The following is a 21698-nucleotide window of genomic DNA, read 5'->3' on the forward strand; positions in this document are numbered from 1 at the left end:
GGGTTTAGTTAGGAAAGTTTCCTAACTGTTTAGCCGCCGTTCACGAACACCCGAGCCGCCCCGGCCCGAAGGAGCGCGACGTGCACCCACCCCACCGCCGCAGCCTGCTCACGCTCGTGACCGTCACCGCTGCCGGTCTCCTCCTGTCGTCGGCTGTCGCGATTCCCGCGGCCGCGGCCGACGTCCTGCTGTCCCAGGGGAAGCCGGTGGCCACGTCCACCGTGGAGAGTTCCTCGCTCAACGGCGACAAGGCCGTGGACGGCAACGCCAAGACCCGCTGGGCCAGCGCCGTCAGCGCCGACCCGCAGTGGTTGCGTGTCGACCTCGGCGAGCCGTCCACAGTGCACCGGGTGAAGCTGGACTGGGAGGCCGCCTACGCCAAGAAGTACCGGCTGGAGATCTCCGACGACGGCGTCCACTTCAGCACGGTCACCACCGTCGACAACGGTGACGGCAAGACCGACGACCTGACTGGTCTCAACGCGCACGGCCGATACCTCCGGTTCGTGGGTACCACGCGCGCCACGAAGTACGGCTACTCCTTCTGGGAGATCCAGGCCTTCGGCAGCACGGACTCGACCGGGGACACCCAGCCGCCGACCACCCCGACCGGGCTCACCACCGGCGCGATCACCACGAACAGCGTCGCGCTGACCTGGTCGCCGTCGACCGACAACGTCGGCGTAACCGGCTACGACGTCCTGCGCGATGGCCAGCAGGTCGCCACCAGCGCGACCACGTCCTACAACGACACGGGCCTCGCCTCGGACAAGAGCTACGCGTACACAGTCCGAGCCCGCGACGGCGCCGGAAACACCTCGTCGCTCAGCAGCGCGGTCACCGCGCGGACGAAACCTGGTGGCACGGGCGCTTTCGTCCTGGCCGCGGCGGGGGACATCGCCGACCGGTGCACCGCGAGCGACCCGAACTGCGTCCACCCGAAGACGGCGAAACTCGTCGAAGCCATGCATCCGACGGCCGTGATCACCATGGGCGACAACCAGTACGACGACGCGCACCTCTCGGACTTCCAGAACTACTACGACAAGACGTGGGGCAAGTTCAAGAGCATCACCCACCCGGCGCCCGGCAACCACGAGACCTACGACGACACGCCGTACCAGGGCTACCACGACTACTTCGGCGCGATCGCCACCCCGCAGGGCAAGAACTACTACAGCTGGGAACAGGGCAACTGGCACTTCATCGTGCTGGACTCCAACGACTTCGTGCACGACGATCTCACCGCCCTCGCCGATCCGCCGCAGGTGGCCTGGCTGAAGCAGGATCTCGCGAAGAACACCAAGGGCTGCGTCGCCGCCTACTACCACCACCCGCGGTTCAGTTCCGGCGACCACGGCGACAACCCGGACGCTGTCGCGCTGTGGCAGGTCCTGGTCGACAACAAGGCCGACCTCGTGCTCAACGGCCATGACCACGACTACGAACGGTTCGTGCCGCAGAACGTCGACGGCAAGGCCGACCCGAACGGCCCGGTCGCGATCGTGGGCGGCACCGGCGGCGCCCCGCTGTACGACATCCACGCGGCGCACCCCACGACAGCGAAACTGCTGCGGACGTTCGGCGTGCTCAAGCTGTCGATGACCGACACGACGTTCTCGTCGCAGCTGATCGGCCTGGACGGGTCGGTCCTGGACAGCAGCCCGACGTACACCTGCCACTGAGGGAGGGGCACGCATGTACATCGCGGCAAGCCGTAGCTCGACCCCGTCCATCGAACGTGGACCGGCGCCGCGCCGGGTGCCGGCCAATGTCGTGGCGCTCGGCATGGTCAGCCTGGTCACCGACATCTCGTCGGAGATGGTCACCGCTGTGCTCCCGTTGTACCTGGTGCTCGTCCTTGGCCTGAACCCGTTGCAGTTCGGGCTGTTGGATGGGCTCTACGCGGGCGCCACCGCTCTGGTGCGCGTGTTCGGCGCGCATCTCGCGGACCGGTGGCGGCGGCTCAAAGCGGTCGCCGGGTTCGGCTACGGCTTGTCCGCGATGTGCAAGCTTGGCCTGATGGCGGCGGGTTCGTCGGTCGCCGCCATCGGTGTCGTGCTGGCTGTCGACCGAACAGGCAAAGGCCTGCGCACCGGGCCGCGCGACGCGTTGATCTCGCTCAGCAGCGAGCCGGCCGCACTCGGCAGGTCGTTCGGCGTGCACCGCGCGTTGGATACTGTCGGCGCGTTCCTCGGTCCGTTGGCCGCGATGGCGGTGTTGGCGTTGAGCCTGGGCAGCTACCCGTCGGTGTTCTTCACCAGTTTCTGTATCGCGGCGGTCGCTGTGCTCATCCTGGTGCTGTTCGTGCGGGACAGGCCAGGAGCCGTGGACCGGGCCACGGTATCGTTGCGAACAGCCGTTAACCTGTTGCGGGACAGTGGATTTCGCAGAGTGACGCTGTGGGCGGCGCTGCTGGGGCTGGTGACCGTCGGCGACTCGTTCGTGTACTTGGTGCTGCAACGCCGTTGGGACGTCGCGGCGACGTTCTTCCCGCTCCTGCCGCTCGGTACGGCCGGGATCTACCTGCTGCTGGCCGTCCCGCTCGGCCGGTTGGCCGACCGGGTGGGCAGGTGGCCGGTGTTCCTCGGCGGACACGCCGCGCTCGCCGTGGCGCTGGTCCTGCTAGGCGGCCCGGTGGCCGGGCTGTGGCTCGCGGTGCTGGCGCTCGGCCTGCACGGGGTGTTCTACGCGGCCACCGACGGGGTGTTGATGGCCGCGGCCGGCCCGTTGGTCCCGGCCGGCGTGCGCGCGACCGGACTCGCTGTGGTCCAAACCGGACAGTCGGTCGCGAGGATGTTCTCGTCCGTCCTCTTCGGACTGGCCTGGACGCTCTGGGATCTGCGTCCCGCGGTGTTGGTGTCCGCCGGCGTGCTCGTCGTCACTGTTCTCGCCGCCGCCATGGCGCGGCCATGAGACGCGTCTTCGTCGCCTTGGCCGGGTCGTTGGTGCTGATCGGCGCCGCGTTGTTTTACATTGTAAAAGAGCGTCAGGATGTCACGATGGCGGCGCCGGCCGCCGAACGACTGGCGCTGACATCAGGTCAGCTGTTGTTCCGGGACACCGACTCCGGTCAGGTCGCGGCTGTGTCACTGACCGATCCGGGTGGGGCGCGCCGGGTGAGCGGCGTGAGGTGCGATCGGTTCGCCGTGGCGCGGCAGACGGTGGCCCAACAGACTGCGGTGTGCCTGATCGCACAGCCCGGCGTGCTCCCACCGGTGACGGACATCCTGATTCTCGACGGGAACCTGGCCGTCCGCCACCGGGAGACCCTGCCGGGGGTGCCGAGCCGGGCCCGGGTGTCCCCGGACGGCAAGCTCGTCGCGTGGACCCTGTTCGTGACCGGGGACTCCTATGCCGCAACGGGGTTCTCCACCAGGGCCGGGCTGTTCGAGGTCGACACCGGGCGCCTGGTCAAGACGATCGAGGAGTTGGCGGTGTTCGTCGACGACCGCCGCTACTTCGCCTCGGACGTCAACTACTGGGGAATCACGTTCGCGGACGGCAACCGCTTCTACGCATCCCTTGGCAGCAAGGGAAAGACGTACCTGATCGAAGCAGACTACCCGCACTACCGCGGAAAGGCGATCCGCGACAACGTCGAATGCCCCTCCTTGTCCCCCGACGGCACAAGGATCGCGTTCAAGAAGAAAGTCGCGGACGGGGTCTGGCGCCTTGCCGTTCTCGACCTGGCGACACTGCGGGAAACCGAACTCACGGAGTCCCGCAGCGTCGACGACCAGGCCCTCTGGCAGGACGACTCAACCATCCTCTATGGACTCGACAGCGCGGTCTGGGCTGTCCCGGCCGACGGCACCGGTAGCCCGCGCCTGCTGGTCCGGAACGCCGCTTCTCCCGCGGTCACCTAGCGCCACGGTGTCGCGGTCTTGCAGGCCATGGGATCTGGTGCATCCCGGCCGCCCGGATCGATGAGGACGCCGTCGGGGGTCGTATAGCATTCGCCTGTTTGAGCGTTGAGCGATGTTGTGCTCAGCAGTCGTCCATTGGCGTCGTACGCCTGCAGTGTCCCAGCGCCGGGAAGCTGCCGTGTGCTCCGCACGACAAATGTCCGGTTCGCCAGCACCGCGTCGACAGTCTTGTTGTCGTTGGTGTACGTGACCTTCGCGACCTGGGCGTCGACCCGCCCCGCGATGACCGAGGAACTCTGGACGTCCACGGACAACGGCCCCGTCAGCCAGTCCATGAACGGCGACGCGCTGAATCCGGAGTTGTACGGCATGTCTGCGTCGCCGAGTGTGCAGGTCAGTGCCGCGACGTCGCCGTACAGCAGGGCGAACTGCCCGGCGGAATCGGTGACGAAGTTGTAGAGCCGGACCGGCCCGGTCTGGCTCGCGGAATGCCCACAGCCTTTCTCGATGGCGGCCCGCTGCTCCGCTGGCAGCCCGGGAATCAGCGGGTCCGGCCGCGAGCCGGGCGCGTGCTGCGGCGTGATCGACGGAGTGCCGCTGAGCAACGGCGTTGACGCGGTGGTACTGCTCAGCGATGGAGTGGCCGGAGTGGTGTCCCGCTTGGTAGGCACGAGCAGCACGACCGCGATCACGGCGAGTGCGCCGAGCGCGGCGACACCGGTGATGATCGGCGCGTACCGGGTGCGTCGTTGTTCGCCGGCGGCGGCCCGCAGCAGGTCGGCCCGGATCTCGGCCTGCCGGTGCGGCGGCAGGTCACGGGGGGTGGGCAAGGTCGTGTTCATCGGTCCTCCGGTTGCGTGGTCAGCGGGACGACCTGGCGTTCGGCGGGGGCACCGTCGAGCAGCTTCGTGAGCCGGGCCTTGGCCTTGCTCACCCTGGCTCGTACGCTGCCCTCGGTGATGCCCAGCACCGCTGCGGCGTCCGAATAGGACACTTCGGACCACACGCACATCGCCAGCGCCACACGTTCGTTGCGCGGCAACCGGTTCACCGCCGCCAGCAAGGTCGCCATCCGCCGTTGGTCGTCGACCCTGGCGGCCACGTCGTCGGCCATGTCAGTCGTCATACCCCGTACTTGTCCGGCAACCGGGAGAGTGTTGTCTCAGCGCATCCCCGCGGCCCGGAACAGCCGGTCATAGATGTCGCGGATCGTCTGCTGCTTGCGTCCGTTGTAGTCCATCACGGTCCCACCGCCGGGCACCGCCGCCTGTTTCGCCTCCTGGTAGAGCGCCCGATCGTCATCGTGAGTGCGCAACCAGTCGCGGAACATACGGTGCCGTATGGTCTCCGCACAGTCCGGGCCGAACACGTGCAGGTTGACCCGAGGCTCGGCGAGCCGGAAGCACCGGTGCTGGTGGAACGACGGCTCCCGGATCGTCAGGCGGTAGCCGAGGCGCTCGAGCGGAGGAACGTACAGGTCCTCGTCCCGGGGGTCGGGCACGGTGAGGTCGATGTCGATGACGTCCTTCGCCGCGAGCCCCTCGACGGACGTGGACCCGACGTGCTCGATGCCGAGGACCGCGTCACCGAGCGCCGCGCGGATCTGCGCCGCGAAAGCCTCGTAGCGGGCGGGCCACTGCGGGTCGTACGGGACGATCACGACCGCCTCGGGCGGAGGCGGCCCGTTGACCCAGGGATTCTCGTTCGGGTCGGCGTCGTGGTGTCGGGTGATCTCCTCGTTGGTGGGCACCCGTCGCAACGTAGCAGCGTCTCAGTCGGCTCGCGCCGTCATTAGGCCGGACTCGTAGGCGGCGATCACCAGTTGGGTGCGGTCCCTGGCGTGGAGTTTCGCCAGCAGGCGGCTGACGTGGGTTTTCACCGTCGACATCGACAGGTGCAGGGCGGCGGTGATCTCGGCGTTGGTGAGTCCACGGCCGACCAATTGGAGGACTTCGCGTTCCCGGGCGGTGATCCCGTCAAGACGCTGGATGACGGGTTCGGGCCGCCGGGTGAACTCCTCGATGAGCCGCCTGGTGACCGTGGGCGACAGCAGGGCGTCGCCCGCCGCGACGACCCTGATGGCGGTCAGCAGGTCCGCGGGTGGGGTGTCCTTGAGCAGGAACCCGCTGGCGCCCGCGCGCAGGGCGGCGAAGACGTACTTGTCGAGGTCGAACGTGGTCAGGATGATGATCTTGAGGTCGGCGGTGCCGGTGAGCAGCCGCCGGGTGGCTTCGATCCCGTCGAGTACAGGCATCCTGATGTCCATCAGCGCGACGTCGGGACGTTCGCGGCGGATCACGTCCACCGCTTCGGCGCCGTCGCCTGCCTCGCCGACGACCGTGAGGTCCGGTGCCGAGTCGACCAGGATCCGAAAACCGCCCCGGACCAGCGCCTGGTCATCGGCGACGACGACCTTGACGGTCATCCCGGGACCTCGGTCGGCAGCCGGGCCGCGACCCGGAACCCGCCGAGCGGCAGCGGACCGGCGCTGAACTCGCCGCCGTAGAGCGCGGTCCGTTCACGCATGCCGATCAGGCCGTGGCCGGTGTCGGTGCTGCCGGTCGGACCGGCGCCGTCGTCGGTCACCTCGATCCGTACGTCGTTCTCGCCGTAGTGCACGAGTACCCGGCCGCGGTCGGTGCGAGCGTGTTTCACCACGTTGGTCAACGCCTCCTGGATGATCCGGTACGCCGCCAGGTCCACGCCAGGCGGCAGTTCGCGGGCGTTGCCCCGCACGCTGAACTCGACCCGCAGCCCGGCCCGCTCGGTCCGGGCGACCATGCGGGGCAGGTCCGCGAGACCAGGCGTCGGCGGAAGCTCATCGGAGTCCGGCGTGTCGTCGCGCAGTACTCCGAGCAGGGCACGCATCTCACGCAGTGTCGCTCGGCTGGTCGTCTCGATCGCGGCCAGCGCCTTGGCGGCCGCATCGGGCTGGGAGGCGATCACGTGACTGCCCATCCCGGCCTGGACGGCGATCACGCTCATGCTGTGGGCGACCACGTCATGCAGCTCCCTCGCGATCCGCAACCGTTCTTCCGCGACCGTCCGGTGTGCCTGGTCGACCCGGTGCTGGGCCTGCCTGTCCGCCTGTTCCCGCTGTGATTCCTGGTAGCCGCGGTGCCGCCGGACCGCCAGCCCCACCGCCCAGCCCGCCAGCAATGGACTGACCCTGCTCGCCGTCAGCAGACTCCAGTCGTCCCACGAACCGAACCACACACCGGCCGCGACGACGTTGGCCACGACCAGGCCGGCTATGGTCATCACGATCGCGGCGGCCAACCCGGCAAGCGCGACCCGCATCGGCTCGACCAGCGCGACGACGTACAGCACCAACACGATCGGCAACTCCGGCGCCTTGGTGAAATCGGCCGCGGCGAACGCCACGTACCCGATCAGCGTCAGTGCGAGCGCCACCATGGGCCGCCACCGCCGGATCGCGACGGCCGAACACACTCCGACCAGCAGCACCACGAACAGCTCGACGGCCAGGTCGTGCCGCTTGAGCTGGTCGGGCGCCGCCCATCCGTTGAGGCCGACCAGGACCGCGAACACGACGTCCACCGCCACCAGATGGGCGAACGTCAGCCGGTGGGTGAACGGGGCCCGCGGATGCTCATCCACGCTCGGACGATAGATCACCGCACGTCGCCCGCACGTCGGTCTGTGGACCGACATTCCGGCCGGCAAGTGGGCGCCATGGCCCGACGCGGACAGCGAGGCGTTCGCGGCACCGTTCAACGCCATGAAGACGTCGACAGCCGCCAGCGCGAGCAACCTGTCCAAGACGTACGGCGAGGGCGTAACACAGGTCGTCGCGCTGGACTCGGTCGCCATCCGGATCGCGACAGGCACGTTCACGGCGATCATGGGCCCGTCCGGGTCGGGCAAGTCCACCCTGATGCACTGTCTCGCCGGACTGGACACCCCCACCAGCGGGCAGGCGTGGATCGGGGACACCGAGATCACCGGCCTGCCCGACGACAAGCTCACGCTGCTGCGCCGGGAGCGCGTCGGGTTCGTGTTCCAGGCGTTCAACCTCGTGCCGACGCTGTCCGTGCTGGAGAACATCACGCTGCCGCTGGACATCGCCGGGGCGGCCGTGGACCGGTCGTGGGTCGACGAGGTGATCACCACGGTCGGCCTGGCCGACCGGCTCGCCCACCGGCCGGCGGAGCTGTCCGGCGGGCAGCGGCAACGGGTGGCCTGCGCACGGGCGCTGGCGACCCGTCCCGCGATCATCTTCGCGGACGAACCCACCGGGAACCTGGACTCCAGATCGGGTACGGACATCCTGCGCCTGCTGCGACGCGGCGTCGACACGCTCGACCAGACCATCGTCATGGTGACGCACGACCCTGTGGCCGCGTCCTACGCGGACCGGGTGCTCATGCTGGCCGACGGGCGGATCGTGCACGAGATCGCCGACCCGACACCTGGCCTGGTGCACGACGTCCTGAAGCGCCTTGACCGGGCGGGGACGCCATGCTGAAGGTGAGTCTCCGCAATCTCGCCGGCACCAAGGTCCGGCTCCTTCTGTCTCTGCTGGCGATAGCGCTGTCAGTCGCCTTTGTGGCGGGCACTCTGGTCCTGCGCGACACGATCATGACCGTGACACGCGCGGCCGCCGAAGCCGGCGCCGCGGACGTGACGGTACGGCCGTCCAGCGAAACGGAGACCTTGACCGCCGCGCAGGCCGAACGCGTACGCCGGGTCGACGGTGTCGACGCGGTGTTCGCCGAGATCGACGTTTCCGATGTCAGCGTCCTGGACCGCCGGAACCAAGCCGTCACGGTGGTCAAGAACGCGCCGACGGAAGCCGGGAACTGGCAGACGACCGGCCGGGCGCCGGTGCGGCTCGCGGCCGGTCGTGCGCCGGCCGGGGACGGCGAGGTGATGATCGACAAGGACTCCGCCGCCAACTCGGGGGTCCGGATCGGCGACCAGGTGCGCGTCGCCGCCACCCCAGGCGGGTTCGACGGCACCGTGGTCGGGCTTGCCGAGTACACCACCCCCAACCCCGGGAAGAACCTGGTCTTCCTTGACGACCGCACCGCGGCGACGCGACTGCTGGGCGTTCCCGACGGTGTCACGGCCATCAAGGCGTACGCCGCCTCCGGTGTGTCCGAGGAAGTGCTGCGGCAACGGATTCGGTCGGCCCTCGGTAGCTCGTTCGACGTGCTGACGAAGACCCAGATCGTCGCCGAGTCCGGTGTCGACGACAGCGTCGACCTGGTCACGTACGTGATGCTCGGGTTCGCGGGGATCGCGGTCCTGGTCGGCACGTTCCTGATCTTCAACACGTTCTCGATGCTCATCGCGGCGCGGACCAGGGAGTTGGGCCTGCTGCGAGCGGTCGGGGCGACCGGTCGGCAGGTGCGGCGCGCCGTCGTCACCGAGGCGTTCGTCCTCGGTCTTGTCGGGAGCACCGTCGGTCTCGCGCTCGGGATCGGTGCCGCGGCGGCGTTGCGTGGCGCCGCGGCCGGGTTCGGGCTCGACCTGTCGAGCGTCGCTCTTGAGGTCACACCGCTGGCGCCGATCGTGTCGTACCTGGTCGGCACGATCGTGACGGTCGCGTCGGCGCTGCTCCCCGCACGTCGGGCGGGTCGGACCACGCCGATCGCGGCGCTGCGTGTGGCCGACCTCCCGGCGGATCCCCGGTCACGCCCGCGGACCTTGGTCGGCGGGGCGCTGGTGGTGCTCGGGGTGGCGGCGCTGGCAACCCGGTCGGCCGGCGCGCTCGTCTTCGGTGTCGCGGCATCCCTGATCGGCCTGGTGGTTCTTGGGCCAGTGCTGGTCCGGGTCGCGCTGCCCGTGCTCGGTGCGGTGGCCGTCCGGCTGTTCGGGGCCGTCGGCAGACTTGGCACCCGCAACACACTGCGCAGTACCCGACGGACAGCCGCGACCGCTGCCGCGCTGATGATCGGAGTCGCGGTGGCCGCGGCACTGTCCGTGGTGTCCGCGTCGATGAGCTCGTCGATGGCGGACCGGATCGACCGTACCCTCGGCGCGGATTTCACCATCGTGCGATCCGGCAAGGGACAGCCGCCGCTCACCGGTGACGTGGCCGCGGCGGTTCGGACGGTGCCGGGTGTCGGCCAAGTCGTGCGGCAGCGCGAGAGCCGGGTGGACATCGTCGGCGGGAGCCGGTTGACGAAGGGCGGCTGGGTGCAGGGTGTCGACCCGGACTTCCCCGCGGTGTTCCGCCAGAACTACGTCTCCGGGTCGCCGACGGACAGTTTGGCGAGCGGAAAGATCGTGCTCAGCCAGTCCTACGCCCAGGACTTCGGGTTGGCCGTGGGCGACCGGATCGACCTGCGTGGACCGGCCGGCAGCGCGACCGTCCAAGTGGGAGCGATCAGGGCGCCCGACCCGCCGGGCATGTCCCTCGGCCGGAGTGACGCCCCGTTCGTCACCATGGAACTGCTGACCCGGATCGCGCCAGCCGCGCAGGACGCGTTGATCATGGTGAACGCCGCGCCTGGCAAGGACAAGACCGCCGTCGGCGCCGCGCTCACCAAGGCACTGGCCGGGTTCCCACAGGCGAGTGTCCGCGATCAGGCCGCGTACAAGGAGTTCGCACAGACTCAGGCGACAACGGTCCTGATGCTGGTGTACGCGATGCTCGGCCTCGCGGTGCTCATCGCGATCCTTGGTGTGATCAACACGCTCGCGTTGTCCGTCCTGGAACGGTTCCGTGAGATCGGCATGCTGCGCGCGGTCGGCCTGACCCGTCGCCAGGTCACCCACATGATCGGGATCGAGTCGACTGTCATCGCGCTCACCGGGACGGCCCTCGGCCTGCTGCTGGGCCTCGGCTGGGGAGTGGGTGCCCAGCAGGCGATGTCGTCCCGTGGCATGGAGATTCTCGCAGTTCCCTGGCTCGTCGTCGGCGCGATCGTCCTCGCGGGCGTCGTCGCTGGTCTCGTCGCCGCCATCGCACCTGCCCGCCGCGCGGCGCGCATGGACCCCGTTACCGCGATCGCCACCGCATAGCCCAAGGAGTCAAAATCATGCCCTCTCGACGAACAGTGTTGACCGGCGCCGCGCTCATGGCGGTCGCTGGAACGCTCGGAACCCCAACCGCTTCGGCCGCCACGCGTCCCCTCCGCGTCACACTGCCGCGACCCACCGGCCCGCACCCAGTGGGAACCGTGTCGCTGCACCTGGAGGACCGGTCGCGGCCGGCACCCTGGGTGTCCTCGGTTCCCACCCGGGAACTCATGATCAGCATCTGGTACCCAGCGGTCCATGGCCCGTGCCGAGCCGTGCCCTGGCTGACGCCCGGCGCCGCGACGACGTTCCTGGCCGGTGTCAGACTGAACAGCACCCAGGTGACACTGCCGGACACGCACGCCGCGGAAGGTGTCCCGGTCGCTCGCACCGGGCGTCTGCCGGTCGTGCTGTACTCGCCCGGCTTCAACGCCTCCCGGGTCTTCAACACCGCCGTGGTGGAAGACCTGGCGAGCAACGGATATCTGGTCGTCACCGTCGACCACACCTACGAGGCCCTGATGGTCGAGTTCCCCGACGGCAGGGTCGTGACGAGTCAGGTCCCGGAGGGCGACCGGCCGGTGTTCGCCAAGGCGGTGGACATCCGCGTCGCCGACTTCCGGTTCGTGCTCGACCGGATCGCCGACCTGGACCGGGGCGGCAACCCCGACGTCCACCAGCACCCCCTGCCCGCCGGCCTCCATGGCGCCTTCGACCTCGGCCGCGTCGGCATGTTCGGCCATTCACTCGGCGGCGCCACCACAGCGTCCACAATGTACGCCGACCAGCGGGTCAAAGCCGGTGTCAGCCTGGACGGCTCAGCAATCGGTGCCGTCGCCGCGGCCGGACTGGACCGTCCCTACCTGGTCATGGACACCCCGGGCAAGGGCGGGATGAACAACGATCCGGCGTTGCGGGAGTTCTTCTCCCATCTCCGCGCCTGGCGCCTGGCCCTGACAATGCGCGAATCGGCGCACTACTCCTACGGCGACCTCGAGATCCTGTACCGGCGCCTGGCCGGCCTGCTCAACATGCCCCAGCAAGAACTTGAGGGACAAGTCGGCACGATAGAACCGCACCGCGCCATGGCCGTCCAACGCGCATACCCACTCGCGTTCTACGACCTGCACTTCCGCCGCCGCGGACACCTGCTCGACGGCCCCGTCCCGGCCTACCCGGAAGTCCTGTTCCGGGCACGGTGAGCGCGGCCGTCTCAGTGGACGTCCCGCCGGCGGCTACCCGTCCGGTGGCAGAAGGTACCGTGGTCGGCCGTGGCCGACTCTTCCCGTTCTGTGACCTCTGACCTTGTCGACCTGGTCGCCGGTGTGCTGGCCGAGCACGGGCCGATGACCGAGGAGCGGCTCGTCGCCCTCCTGGCCCAGCGTGGCGTCGTATTGGGGGACGACGTCGACGACATGCTGACGGACGTACTGGACGACGCGGACGGTCTGGTGACTCTGCTCGTCGACGAACGGTGGGCGTCGTTGCCGGCTCTGCTGACCGGCCGGATGTTCACGCATCGGTTGACGGGACTGGAGGTCGAGCATGACTTCCTCGACGCCGGGCCGGATCTGGACGCGGTCAGCACGTTGGTCGAGCGTGCCGAGTACCAGAGGTTGTCGCCCGACGGTTCGCCGGTGGTCGTGGCGTTCGTGCCGCTCGACATCGACCTGCTGGTCGAGCGCGGCATCCCGCTGGAGGGGGTGGGTGAGCTCGGCGCGTTCCTCCTGCCACCCGGCTGTCTCGCGGGGAAGGGACTGGCCGAGGGTGACGTGATCGCGCTGGGGATCACGGGCGACGGGGTGACGCTGGAGGTCGTCCCGGACGAGGCGGCGATGCTGGCGCGGGCGACCGGTGTGGGCGAACGGCTGAGCGCGGTGCTGGACGCCGGAGCCGGCGAGCCGCTGTCGTTGGACATGGTGGTCTGGACCGCGTGCGCGGACGATCCCGGGTTGTTCGCCGAGCCGCTGCCTCCGTTGGGGGACGTGCTGGACGGCTACGGGCTGGCGTACGACGGCGAGATGCTGGCCCCCAGCGGGTTCGAACTCGAACGGTGGCGCGTGAACGATCGGCAGGCGGCGATCGCGCAGCGGAACGATCTCGATGACGACGAGGCTCTCGCGGTCCTCGCCATCGTCGTGTTGTACGAGCAAGTCGCGGAACTGCACGAAGACGCCGAGGACGGCAATGACGCCGCGCTGGCCGAGTTCATCAGCGGCCTGAGCGCGGATTCCAACCCTGACAACGAAACCGCCGCCGCGGTCCGCGCTGTCCTGCCGGTGCTGGCCGAGCCCGCCGTCGCCGACGCGATCCTCGCCGAGACGATCGATGCCAGCAGCGAGGGAGCCGCGGCACTAGGGCTGTTCGTCGAGTCGCTGGAGCCGCTCGCGCCGCGCGCCGCCCGCCCGGCATTGCGGTGGTTGCGTGGCAAGGCACACGAGCGGCTCGGTGACGTGGCGCAGGCCGAGGCCCACTACCAGGCAGCGGAGGAGTTGGACCCGGAGTGGCCGTTGGCGCTGGTCGACCTCGCCCGCTATGCCAGCGATCGCGGTGACGCGGCCCGCGGGCTCGCGCTGCTGCGCCGCGCCGGAGCCCAGCCGGAGGACGTCCTGGTCCAGCTGCTCGAACGATTCCAGGTCGAGCCACGGCAGGACGTCGGCCGCAACGACCCGTGCTGGTGCGGATCCGGTCGCAAGTACAAGAAGTGCCACCTGAACCGCGAACAGTCCCCGCTGGAAGAGCGGGCGATGTGGCTGTACGAGAAAGCGGCCACATTCCTGGTGGACGGGCCGTGGGGCGGCGAGTTGCTGGACGTGGCCGCCGCGCGGTCGCAGCATTCCGGCGACCGGTTCGACCTGCTCGACCTGATGGACGAGGACCCGCTGGTCACCGACGCGGTCCTGTTCGAAGGCGGTGTGTTCGCCGAGTTCGTGCGGATACGAGGCGCATTGCTCCCTGAGGACGAGAGGCTCCTGGCGGATCAGTGGATGCTCGTCGACCGGTCGGTGTACGAGGTCGAGCAGGTCCGCCGCGGCGCGGGCTGCACAGTGCGCGACCTGCGGACCGGCGACGTTCACGATGTCCAGGACCAACAACTGAAGGAGGGTGCCCTGATCTGCGCGCGCGTGGTGCCAGCCGGTGCCACCATGCAGATCTTCGGTGGCATCGAACCCATCGAGCTGAAGGAGCGTGACGAGCTCATCGCGTTGCTGGACGCCGAGCCCGATCCGGTCAGCCTGGTCTCCTCCCTGTCACGACGCTTCGCTCCAGCGGAACCGTTGGTCGAACTGACTGTGCGCACCAACAGCGAAGCCCATGCCGATAGCGTGCTGAACACGCTCCGCGCACTCGACAAGACGCTCACCATCGTGCACGAGGACCGCCAACCTCCTTGGGAGGCAACCACTTCCGCCCCCACAAGCCCGTCCAGCCCTCCCCGCGACGTCGCCGCCGCACTCGACCAGTTCATCCGTGACTACGAGCGGAAGTGGCTCGACGAGCCCATTCCGGCGCTGGCCGGCCACACACCGCGCGAGGCAGCCGCCGACCCGACCCGCCGCGGCGACCTGATCCGCCTCCTCGACTCGTTCCCCGACGACCCCGACACCCCGGGAGCCATGAACCCGGACCGCCTCCGCAGGGCACTCGACCTGCGTTAGCGCCAGGCCGCACGCGTACTGTGGCGGCGTGAAATGGGCAAGTGCGGTGCGTCATCTGGCGGACCTGGCGCAGAAATGCGCGGAGCGAGCGGCATTGCCGGCGACGTTCGGTGGGCTGCGAGTGGTCGGCCTGTGGGCGTTCGGCGACATTCTCGGCGAGCCGCGGGAGCTCCAGCGGGTGAAAGTCGCCGTGGTGGTCGACATATCTGAAGTGCCCTGGCTGAGCGAGCCAGTCGGGGCCGAACACTGGGCGAACGCGACCCGGATGAAGCAGAACCCGATCAGCGGACTGTGGCGGTCAGCGAACGCACCCGTCTGGAACCATCACATCGACCGCCCTGCCCTGATCTGGACCGCCAAGGACGGCACAGCCGAACCGGCACTCACCGCGATCCGCGACGGCCAAGGCAGCGAAGTCCGCCTGCCCCCACCGAGCCCCGAAGAAATGCGTAAACGCCTCGAAGACGAGCTGATCATCAGCCTCCACTCCCTGCGTGACCACACTCGCACCTACGACGACCAACGCTGGAAACCAGGCAAAATGACCCCGGTTTCCGACGCGCTCTGGCGTGCCGCGGACGGATATCTCGACATCCTGGACGCTCTGAAACCTTGACGCCGTTCACGACTGATCTGGCACGACCCTGCCCCACCAGAGGAAGTCCCGTGCCCGGGTGGCGGCCACCAGGTGCTGCCTCCCCCGCAAGTCGCGGTTTTCCTGGTCGCCGGCCGTCTCCTCGGTCACGTCCGAGTCGGACTGCACAACCAACACTCCCTGAAAGTCCAGGCCCTTCGCGCGATGCACAGTGCCGATCTTCAACACGTCGTCGGTGTCGCCTCGGTAGTTGTCCAGATGCAGCGTCCCGATTCCCGCGTTGTTCAGTATCTTCGCGCACATGGCGAGGTCGCGGTGATGAAACACGATCAACGCCGACTGTCCACGGGGGACTGGCAGGTTATGTACCGCGGTCACGAGAGCGGTGGAAAGGTCACGTGGTGAGCCTTTCCAGTACAGCGTCTTACCGCCGGAGTTGGCGAGCTCCACGTCCCGCAGCGCGACACCCGAACCCCCATCCAGGTCGTCCACCTGGTTCTTCGCGTCGAATCGCTGGGCGAACCTGAGCACCTCGGCCCGGTTCCGATAGTTCACCCGAAGCACTTCACCCCGGCCCTGAACAGGGATGTCGGCGTCGGAGAGCCGCCAGCCACCGGGATACACCTGTTGCTGACCGTCTCCGACGAGAAGAAGCCGGTTTCTGCCCACACCTGCCAGTGTTTTGAGAAGACGTAGGCCAACCAGCGTGATGTCCTGTACTTCGTCCACAACCACGGCCTCGTAAGGTTTGTCGAGCGGCTGCTCGGTCAGTTCGGCGAGCGCGAGGCTGATCAGGTCGTTGAAGTCACAAAGGTTCTTCTCGCTGAGATTTCGCTGGTACGACTCGTACAGTTGCCATACAACTGTCCTTACCCCGCCGTCCAGCCGAAGGGTTCGCCCTCGCCTGAGCGTACGGAGGTAGCTGTCCAGGCTGGGAATGCCTCGGCCCTTGATGACCCGGTCGATCTCGGTTCGCCAGTAGCTGTGCTGTTCGAGGGGCTCAAGCCGGTCCCGGTGGGCCAGCCACGCCCGGCTGAAGGCGTTGTCCACCTTGCCCTGCTGGACATGTACGTCGTGGCCGCGATTGCCGAGAAAGGACCGAACCCACGCGTGCAGATTGACGAACTCGACCCGGTCAATGAACTCGGGAGCCAGTCGGTGGAACGAAGACTCGTGCACGGTCGGTAGCGTGCGGACAAATGTCGTGAACAACAACGGGCCGGTTGTGCGCCGCGCCAGGTATCGGAGCCGGTGTAGAGCAACGACAGTTTTTCCGGTGCCCGCAGGGCCGCTGATCCGGGCAGGGCCGCTGTAGTCACGGGTCACCACCGCCCGTTGGTGAGGGTGCAGGAACGTGAGCCAGGATTCGAAAGAACGCTGTTGAGCGGCGTCGACCTGATCAGCGGTGAGATCCCCCTCAGCCAACAACCCCACCGCGTCTGTGGTCCGCTCAGGCAAGGGCACCTGCAGCCGCTCGTACTCCACGAGCCGTTTGGCGGCCTCATTCGCGAACAAGGTAGTCGCACGACGATCCAGCCGCTGGTCGCGGCGGCCAAAGAAAGACGGCAGCTCCGACTCGCCCAGCAGCAGGTAAAGCTCACTCGGCTGCGCACCCCGGTGGTCGCCGGCACAGATGACGAGCAGGTTGACCGCTGATTCCGGCAGTACCCGACCACCCGGCCCCCGCACCCCCGAATACCGCTGTTCGGCCTGCCAAAGCGTGGCTCGTGCGGTTGGCGTGTCCGGCGGCTCATCCTTGATCAGCACCGCGAACATCCCACCGGGCCCGATGAGGAACGCAACGGCCGCGTTCGGATCACCCATACGTTGACGGACGAACAAGTGCCAGCCTTCGGCAGTACGCGCCAGCAGCGCCGTCAGCACTCGACGTTCCAGCGGCCGCAGCTCCGACGTCGACCGGGCGATCATTTCGCCAGCCCGTTTCTCCACCTGTCGTCGCGAGTGGTTGCTCAGACCCATTCAGCTCTCCACCCTGTCGTCCAAGAAGATCAACGTAAGGCTGTCTGTGCGGTGGTGGGGAGAAAAACACGACAACCACTCGAACGTCCCAACGCCACGACGGCCTTCGAACATTCGTTCGCCCCGCTGGGTGGATCCTTGCCGCGCACATCTTTGCTCCAGTTGGTTCGACGAATTGGCGGACGGCAAGGTTGTGAACAGGGAGACGGCCGCTCGCGCCGCGGCGAGCCCGTCTGAGCGCTCCAAGGCCGCCCCTCCTGAGGCCGCCCCGCCGACCCGGCGCGGCGAGATGGGCGTAGAGGCCATCCGCAGCGGCACTCAAAGCGGCACCGAGCCCGACGAGATCGACGACGAGCGATTCGGCCGAGCTGCGAATCCGGAATTTCGCCTTCAGGAATTACTGAACCCTGCCGAAAAATCATTCAGTTGAGTTATTTTGTTGGAGCTGCGGTTGGTTATAACCTGCGTGCCATGAGGGTTGGTGAAGCAAAGCTTGTCGGGGGTATGTGGGACGGCAAAGAGGTTTCCGTTCCGTTGGGGCCGGGTGGTAGGCCTTTTTCGCCCATGTCGTGGCCGGTTCCGGAGATTCCATGGTGCCCGTCATTGGTCTATGAGCTCGACGGCAGGGGTCGAGACGGAATCTGGATCTTCAAATACGTCCGGGCAGACTACGATGGTTCGTGACCGTGACTGTGGACGTTGAAGTCGCCGGGTTGACGTGGATGATGCGGGAATTGGCGACCAATGTGCCGAGGTTGGTGCCGCCGCGCTTGGCTGTGCGGAACGATGCCCTGGCGAAACTGGTCTCCGACCAGCTCCCGTAGCGCTGCAAGGCCCTCGAAGTCCTCGGCTGTGACTGTGTCCCTTGCCTTGGGCTCGATGCAGACGATCTGGCGTCATCTCGTTCGAGGGCCACGCCTGTGAGCTGGGCAGTCGCTGACGGGCAGGGTCGACATTCTCGACGTGTTGCCATTCGCCCAGATGGAAATCGACGGGAACACGAGCGAGCCACTGGTTCATCGGCTGCTTCAGGGCATGACATCGCCGCCCGTTGTTGAGCCGTCCCTAACGACTCGAGACGAGTACGCCCGACGCGTGACATCAGGAGGTATGCCGGTGGCTTTGCGGCGGCCTCCTGGGCGTTCACGTTCTCGCTGGTTCAGCAACTATCTCGATCTCATTGTCGAGCGCGATGTGATCGAGTTGAGCCGAGTCCGGCAACGCGAGATGCTGCCCCAACTCCTCAACCAACTGGCCGCCAGGTCTGGACAGGTGTTGACCATCGCCTCGGCTGCTCAGTCCATCGGGATGGAGAAGAGCAGTGCGGAGAACTACCTGCGCCTCCTTGAAGCGGTATTCCTCATTCAACGCCTGCCTACTTGGGGGACAACCCTGGGATCGCGGATATCACGTCACCCCAGGTTCATCTTGTCGACGCCGGGATCATGGCTTGGCTGCTCAGCCTGACTCCGGCGAAGATCGCCCAAGTGATCCCGCTGTGCTGACCGAGTACGGGCACATGGGTGAGATCCTCAAGCAGGTCAGCTGGTGGGATGCGCCTGTCGCGGTCGGGCACTTTCGCACCGCCACAGCAGACGAGGTCGACCTTGTCCTTGAGCGTGATGACGGCGCGGTTCTCGCGTTTGAGATCAAGGCAGGAGCCCGTATCCATGGTGAGGATCTGCGGGGGATCCGAGCCCTGAGAAACAGGCTTGGCGACCGCAGTCATCCTCTACACCGGTGCTTTGTCGAAGTGGGTGTCCTCCCTGGCCGCAAAGCGGAGAGTGACTCCCTGTGTCATCCGGTGCTGTGGGAGCGGCGTGGCCGTCAGGGAGATCGTGTCGTCGACATGTCTGGTCAACGTTCCGTTGAGTCAGACATCAGAAGTGGACACCGATCTTGAGCGATTCCACTCCTCTATTCGGCTCTCGATTGACCTCACCAATCTTGCGCTGGCTGCCGAGCATGGCCGAGCTGCGAATCTGGAATTTCGCCTTCAGGAATTGCTGAATCTTGTCGAAAATTCATTCGGCTGAGTTATTTTGTTGGAGCTGGGGTTGGCTATAGCCTGCGTGCCATGAGGGTTGGTGAGGCAAAGCTTGTCGGGGGTATGTGGGACGGCAAAGAGGTTTCCGTTCCGTTGGGGCCGGGTGGTAGGCCCTTTTCGCCCATGTCGTGGCCGGTTCCGGAGATTCCGTGGTGCCCGTCGTTGGTCTATGAGCTCGATGGCAGGGGGCGAGACGGAATCTGGATCTTCAAATATGTCCGGGCAGATTACGATGGCTCGTGAGCGTGGCCCAGCAAAACGGGGTGCGGTCGCTGCTCCCGAGAGTCGAGTCCTCCGGGGAACAAACTTGCGGGTGGCTATGCCCAGCTTCCCTCAGAGGTGGCCACCGATCGGACAGTGGATCTCGACCCGCTTTCAGCTGGCCAGTTGAGCGCGGCGAGGGCTTTGGACGTGTCGGCATCGCCCGGGAGGTAGGCGACAAGGCGATACTCCTCCGCGCCGGGCAGAAGGAGGCTCTCGTAGGCGAGGCGCAGTGCACCGGCCGTTGGGTGCTCCCACCGCTCGACGCCGGTCCAGGTGGGCAGGACGGCGGAGGCCGCGAACCGGCGGCCGAACTCGGTGCCGGCCGTGATGGACAGCTCTTCGGCGAGTGCGGCTGCGGGGTGGCTGCCGAGGTCGGCCGAGGCCCGCAGGGCGGCGGCGCGTTGGTCCGCAACCTGTTCCCAGTCCGGGAATGCCGCGCGCGACCTGGTGTCGGTGAACACGAAGCGGGTGAGGTTGGGCTGGTCGGCGTCGAGGAGGCCGACCGGGGCCGCGAGCCACCGGAATCCGACGGTGCAGGCGAGCACGTCTCCCTGCGGATCGACGACGAGTGCGGGAGTTGACTCGAGCCGGTCGAGCAGCGTCCGCACCGTAGGGCGCAGTGGCTGCATCGGGCGAGTCGACTGCGCGCATGTCTCGCCGTTGTCTGCCTTGAGCAGGCGATGCAGGTGCACGCGTTCCTCAGGCGAGAGGCGAAGGGCATCGGCGAGCGCACCAAGTACCTGGCCTGACGGATGGCGGTCGCGTCCCCGCTCCAGGCGTGTCAGGTACTCCACGCTGATCCCCGCGAGTGAGGCCAGTTCGCTGCGGCGCAGTCCGGGTGTGCGTCGGCGGGCGCCGGCCGGGAGGCCGACTTCGGACGGGGCGATCGCCTCCCGCCGGGCCCTCAGGAATCCTCCCAGTGCGTTGTCAGGCATGGTCCCGACTCTAAGGCCGCGCCGCGCGCAGAGGGGCCCTGGCACGGTCTCCCTCCGTCGAGCGCATCAGCCCAGGCTGTGGGCATGAGTGTGTTCACCGAAGCAGAGATCGAGTACCTGCGCAGTCAGCTCCTGGCCCGACTCGCGACGGTCGGTGTGGACGGCAGGCCGGGGGTCAAGCCGGTGGGGTTCCTGGTGGACTTCGCCACCGACGAGTTCGTCATCGGCGGCTACGTCGGCAGTGGCATGGCCGCGAGCAAGAAATTCCGCGACGTCGAGGCGAACCCGGACGTCGCGCTGGTCGTCGACGATGTCGCGAACATCGATCCGTGGACACCGCGAGGGATCGAGATCCGGGGCCGTGCCGAGGCGCACACCACCGGCGGCGCCGAGATCGGGGAGCGGCTCGGGAGTGCCTTCGCCTTCGACGCCGCGTGGATCCGGGTGTCACCGCGACGGATCGTGTCCTGGGGAATCGAGGGCTCGTCCTTTGAGTTCTCGGCCCGTGATGTGGCATCCCTGCCGACATCGAAGGGCGTGTGAGCATGCGGTAGCGCGCGAGAGTGCCGACGCGGGCGGCGATGTCCTGGACACCGCCTCGGCCTACGGCGACAGGGAGAGCAAGCTCCACTTCGTCATCGGCACGAAGTACACGTTGTGGCGAGATGCCAATGACCCCAATGCCGTGGGGCAACCATCGCGAGAACTTCGTGCTGTCCGGTTGGAGGCCACCGCGGAGCCTCAGCTCGGTTTCCCGTCGAATGTGAGACCAACCCGTTCGTGTGTGGCGTCAAGGAACAGGTGCGGCACGCGTGGAGCAACCACGTCAAGTGTGGAACTCCACGCGTGCGGAGGTCACCAGCCGCGGGCGCGTCATTCGTCGATGTGCGGCTTCTGCTCACCGAGCGTCGAGTCGTCGCTGTGGCCGGGGTAGAACCACGTGTCGTCCGGCAATACGTCGAAGATCCGCGACGACACGTCGTTGATCAACGACGTGAAGTCCTCCGGAGACGTCGTCCGCCCCACGCCTCATGGGAACAGAGTATCGCGTCAGCGGTGAACAGGCGGCGCAACACGAGTCAGGTCGACTCGTGAGGTACTCGCGGGGCGAGTGACCGGCACGACGGTCGGCAGGTCGTGAAGCCCTTTGACGTCATCCGGGTTGGTGGTGAACCTGGTCCTGCTCGCCATGGTCGGTTTCATCGCCTGGAGCTGCTCGGTCGAAGTTGTCACCGCTCATGGAGAAGGAACCAGCAATCACTCGATCTAGTGAACTTTCGAGGTTCGTCGCAGGCCCGGAGCTGTTGGATGAACAGAACGGCGATGGGAGTGTTACGAGGACCGCCGCGTCGCCGATGT

General features: G+C 67.4%; 21 protein-coding genes and 1 pseudogene. 13 read left to right on the forward strand and 9 right to left on the reverse strand.

Annotation, left to right across the window (positions count from 1 at the left end; genetic code table 11):
* The first annotated feature begins 80 nt into the window (after window positions 1-80).
* The 3 genes from EV192_RS41020 to EV192_RS41030 are packed head-to-tail and all read left to right on the forward strand — an operon-like array spanning window position 81 to window position 3869.
* Entirely contained in the window at window positions 81-1685 is a 1605-nt protein-coding gene (locus tag EV192_RS41020) for a discoidin domain-containing protein (RefSeq protein ID WP_243727388.1), read from the forward strand.
* A gap of 13 nt (window positions 1686-1698) precedes the next feature.
* Window positions 1699-2916: an MFS transporter gene (locus tag EV192_RS41025; protein ID WP_132124126.1), complete on the forward strand. Its 1218-nt coding sequence runs from the start codon at window positions 1699-1701 to the stop codon at window positions 2914-2916.
* A complete protein-coding gene (locus EV192_RS41030; RefSeq protein WP_132124127.1) occupies window positions 2913-3869 on the forward strand; it encodes a PD40 domain-containing protein in 957 nt (318 codons plus the stop codon). The genes EV192_RS41025 and EV192_RS41030 overlap by 4 nt, the downstream gene beginning before the upstream one ends.
* Here the strand turns inward: EV192_RS41030 and EV192_RS41035 are convergent.
* From EV192_RS41035 to EV192_RS41055, 5 genes are read right to left on the reverse strand one after another with little or no spacing between them, the layout of a single operon-like run.
* Window positions 3866-4711, reverse strand: a complete 846-nt coding sequence (locus EV192_RS41035) for a hypothetical protein (RefSeq protein WP_132124128.1) — start codon at window positions 4709-4711, stop codon at window positions 3866-3868. The two genes, EV192_RS41030 and EV192_RS41035, sit on opposite strands and share 4 nt — an antisense overlap.
* On the reverse strand, window positions 4708-4995 hold the full coding sequence (locus EV192_RS41040; RefSeq protein ID WP_243727389.1) for an RNA polymerase sigma factor: 288 nt from the start codon (window positions 4993-4995) through the stop codon (window positions 4708-4710). Before EV192_RS41040 ends, EV192_RS41035 begins: the two co-directional genes overlap by 4 nt.
* Before the next feature lie 36 nt (window positions 4996-5031).
* Window positions 5032-5619 carry a GrpB family protein gene (locus EV192_RS41045; protein ID WP_132124129.1) on the reverse strand — a complete coding sequence of 196 codons (588 nt, stop codon included), beginning with the start codon at window positions 5617-5619 and terminating at the stop codon, window positions 5032-5034.
* A 21-nt stretch (window positions 5620-5640) separates the two neighbouring features.
* Window positions 5641-6294 carry a response regulator transcription factor gene (locus EV192_RS41050; protein WP_132124130.1) on the reverse strand — a complete coding sequence of 218 codons (654 nt, stop codon included), beginning with the start codon at window positions 6292-6294 and terminating at the stop codon, window positions 5641-5643.
* On the reverse strand, window positions 6291-7490 hold the full coding sequence (locus EV192_RS41055) for a sensor histidine kinase (RefSeq protein ID WP_132124131.1): 1200 nt from the start codon (window positions 7488-7490) through the stop codon (window positions 6291-6293). Before EV192_RS41055 ends, EV192_RS41050 begins: the two co-directional genes overlap by 4 nt.
* 121 nt (window positions 7491-7611) lie before the next feature.
* Between EV192_RS41055 and EV192_RS41060 the strand changes: the two genes are divergently transcribed.
* The 5 genes from EV192_RS41060 to EV192_RS41080 all read left to right on the forward strand — a co-directional run bounded on the left by EV192_RS41060 (window position 7612) and on the right by EV192_RS41080 (window position 15134).
* Window positions 7612-8358, forward strand: coding sequence for an ABC transporter ATP-binding protein (locus EV192_RS41060; RefSeq protein WP_132124132.1), 747 nt, complete (start codon window positions 7612-7614; stop codon window positions 8356-8358).
* Complete coding sequence (locus EV192_RS41065; protein ID WP_132124133.1) at window positions 8352-10862, forward strand: ABC transporter permease; 2511 nt, start codon at window positions 8352-8354, stop codon at window positions 10860-10862. The genes EV192_RS41060 and EV192_RS41065 overlap by 7 nt, the downstream gene beginning before the upstream one ends.
* A 17-nt stretch (window positions 10863-10879) precedes the next feature.
* Window positions 10880-12061: an alpha/beta hydrolase family protein gene (locus EV192_RS41070; protein WP_132124134.1), complete on the forward strand. Its 1182-nt coding sequence runs from the start codon at window positions 10880-10882 to the stop codon at window positions 12059-12061.
* Between the two features lie 90 nt (window positions 12062-12151).
* The gene (locus EV192_RS41075) at window positions 12152-14518 is read left to right on the forward strand and encodes an SEC-C metal-binding domain-containing protein (protein WP_207926596.1); all 2367 of its coding nucleotides are present in this window, start codon (window positions 12152-12154) and stop codon (window positions 14516-14518) included.
* 28 nt (window positions 14519-14546) lie between these two features.
* Window positions 14547-15134 carry a DUF7711 family protein gene (locus EV192_RS41080; protein WP_132124135.1) on the forward strand — a complete coding sequence of 196 codons (588 nt, stop codon included), beginning with the start codon at window positions 14547-14549 and terminating at the stop codon, window positions 15132-15134.
* A gap of 6 nt (window positions 15135-15140) precedes the next feature.
* Here the strand turns inward: EV192_RS41080 and EV192_RS41085 are convergent, their stop codons facing one another.
* Entirely contained in the window at window positions 15141-17093 is a 1953-nt protein-coding gene (locus EV192_RS41085; protein WP_132124136.1) for a UvrD-helicase domain-containing protein, read from the reverse strand.
* 175 nt (window positions 17094-17268) lie between these two features.
* On the opposite strand from EV192_RS41085, the gene EV192_RS41090 reads away from it, so the two are divergent.
* From EV192_RS41090 to EV192_RS57540, 3 genes are all read left to right on the forward strand, one after another.
* Complete coding sequence (locus EV192_RS41090; protein ID WP_132124137.1) at window positions 17269-17523, forward strand: hypothetical protein; 255 nt, start codon at window positions 17269-17271, stop codon at window positions 17521-17523.
* Between the two features lie 256 nt (window positions 17524-17779).
* On the forward strand, window positions 17780-17917 hold the full coding sequence (locus EV192_RS54325) for a hypothetical protein (protein ID WP_207926598.1): 138 nt from the start codon (window positions 17780-17782) through the stop codon (window positions 17915-17917).
* Between the two features lie 403 nt (window positions 17918-18320).
* Window positions 18321-18560 (forward strand): DUF4143 domain-containing protein, encoded by a 240-nt coding sequence (locus EV192_RS57540; RefSeq protein WP_424923422.1) that lies wholly within the window; start codon window positions 18321-18323, stop codon window positions 18558-18560.
* Here EV192_RS57540 and EV192_RS41105 read toward each other — a convergent pair.
* A complete protein-coding gene (locus tag EV192_RS41105) occupies window positions 18517-18822 on the reverse strand; it encodes a hypothetical protein (RefSeq protein WP_132124139.1) in 306 nt (101 codons plus the stop codon). The genes EV192_RS57540 and EV192_RS41105 overlap by 44 nt on opposite strands.
* A gap of 91 nt (window positions 18823-18913) precedes the next feature.
* Here EV192_RS41105 and EV192_RS41110 point away from each other — a divergent pair, with 91 nt between their 5' ends.
* A complete protein-coding gene (locus EV192_RS41110) occupies window positions 18914-19129 on the forward strand; it encodes a hypothetical protein (RefSeq protein WP_132124140.1) in 216 nt (71 codons plus the stop codon).
* A 328-nt stretch (window positions 19130-19457) separates the two neighbouring features.
* On the opposite strand, the gene EV192_RS41115 is transcribed toward EV192_RS41110, so the two are convergent.
* Window positions 19458-20339 carry a helix-turn-helix domain-containing protein gene (locus EV192_RS41115; protein WP_132124141.1) on the reverse strand — a complete coding sequence of 294 codons (882 nt, stop codon included), beginning with the start codon at window positions 20337-20339 and terminating at the stop codon, window positions 19458-19460.
* Window positions 20340-20423: 84 nt separating this feature from the next.
* On the opposite strand from EV192_RS41115, the gene EV192_RS41120 reads away from it, so the two are divergent.
* Window positions 20424-20882: a PPOX class F420-dependent oxidoreductase gene (locus EV192_RS41120; RefSeq protein ID WP_132124142.1), complete on the forward strand. Its 459-nt coding sequence runs from the start codon at window positions 20424-20426 to the stop codon at window positions 20880-20882.
* 330 nt (window positions 20883-21212) lie between these two features.
* Here EV192_RS41120 and EV192_RS41130 read toward each other — a convergent pair.
* Window positions 21213-21386, reverse strand: a pseudogene (locus tag EV192_RS41130) (MBL fold metallo-hydrolase); the annotation flags it as partial.
* Window positions 21387-21698: the final 312 nt, after the last annotated feature.

Source organism: Actinocrispum wychmicini (assembly GCF_004345645.1).
GTDB lineage: Bacteria > Actinomycetota > Actinomycetes > Mycobacteriales > Pseudonocardiaceae > Kibdelosporangium > Kibdelosporangium wychmicini.

Coding starts and splice junctions, on each gene's coding strand:
- EV192_RS41050 (WP_132124130.1), bottom strand. CDS start 6,294: ATGACCGTCAAGGTCGTCGTCGCCGATGACCAGGCGCTGGTCCGGGGC.
- EV192_RS41040 (WP_243727389.1), bottom strand. CDS start 4,995: ATGACGACTGACATGGCCGACGACGTGGCCGCCAGGGTCGACGACCAA.
- EV192_RS41070 (WP_132124134.1), top strand. CDS start 10,880: ATGCCCTCTCGACGAACAGTGTTGACCGGCGCCGCGCTCATGGCGGTC.
- EV192_RS41060 (WP_132124132.1), top strand. CDS start 7,612: ATGAAGACGTCGACAGCCGCCAGCGCGAGCAACCTGTCCAAGACGTAC.
- EV192_RS41105 (WP_132124139.1), bottom strand. CDS start 18,822: ATGACTGCGGTCGCCAAGCCTGTTTCTCAGGGCTCGGATCCCCCGCAG.
- EV192_RS41035 (WP_132124128.1), bottom strand. CDS start 4,711: ATGAACACGACCTTGCCCACCCCCCGTGACCTGCCGCCGCACCGGCAG.
- EV192_RS41120 (WP_132124142.1), top strand. CDS start 20,424: ATGAGTGTGTTCACCGAAGCAGAGATCGAGTACCTGCGCAGTCAGCTC.
- EV192_RS41115 (WP_132124141.1), bottom strand. CDS start 20,339: ATGCCTGACAACGCACTGGGAGGATTCCTGAGGGCCCGGCGGGAGGCG.
- EV192_RS41065 (WP_132124133.1), top strand. CDS start 8,352: ATGCTGAAGGTGAGTCTCCGCAATCTCGCCGGCACCAAGGTCCGGCTC.
- EV192_RS41085 (WP_132124136.1), bottom strand. CDS start 17,093: ATGGGTCTGAGCAACCACTCGCGACGACAGGTGGAGAAACGGGCTGGC.
- EV192_RS57540 (WP_424923422.1), top strand. CDS start 18,321: ATGCTGCCCCAACTCCTCAACCAACTGGCCGCCAGGTCTGGACAGGTG.
- EV192_RS41025 (WP_132124126.1), top strand. CDS start 1,699: ATGTACATCGCGGCAAGCCGTAGCTCGACCCCGTCCATCGAACGTGGA.
- EV192_RS41030 (WP_132124127.1), top strand. CDS start 2,913: ATGAGACGCGTCTTCGTCGCCTTGGCCGGGTCGTTGGTGCTGATCGGC.